This window comes from Streptomyces sp. NPDC002386, from assembly GCF_053593175.1.
This window is the reverse complement of record NZ_JBSFBX010000002.1, coordinates 158550-158986: the sequence shown is the minus strand read 5'-3', so window position 1 is coordinate 158986 and position 437 is coordinate 158550. Positions and strand designations below refer to the sequence as shown.

At 53.8% G+C, this 437-nt stretch carries 1 protein-coding gene; it reads left to right on the top strand.

The genetic code is table 11. The annotated features are described in order from the left end of the window. The coding region (locus ACWCPN_RS04830) for a tetratricopeptide repeat protein (protein ID WP_451202436.1) at positions 1-437 on the top strand (437 nt) is incomplete at both ends.

The following is a 437-nucleotide window of genomic DNA, read 5'->3' as shown; positions in this document are numbered from 1 at the left end:
CCGGGGATCGGCTAGGAGCGGCACAGGCTCTCAATAATCTTGGGCTTGTTCTGCAAGAGATGCGTCGGTTTGATGAGGCGGCGGATGCTTACGAGCGAGCGCTAGCCACATATCGTGAAATCAAGCTTGGGCGTCACGGAACTGGGCAGATCCTAAGCAATCTCGGTTTGTTGCATCAACGTCTTCGCCGATTTGATGAATCTGTCGCGGCCACTTCTCAAGCGATTGTTATTTTCCGTGAGGTTGATGACAGGCATGGTCAGGGGCAGGCTTTGAATAATCTCGGCAGCACGCTGTTGCAGGTGCGCCGGTTCGATGAAGCGCTCGATGCTTTTTATCAGGCGATTGTTATTTTCCGTGAGGTTGATGACAGGCATGGTCAGGGGCAGGCTTTGAATAATCTCGGCAGCACGCTGTTGCAGGTGCGCCGGTTCGAT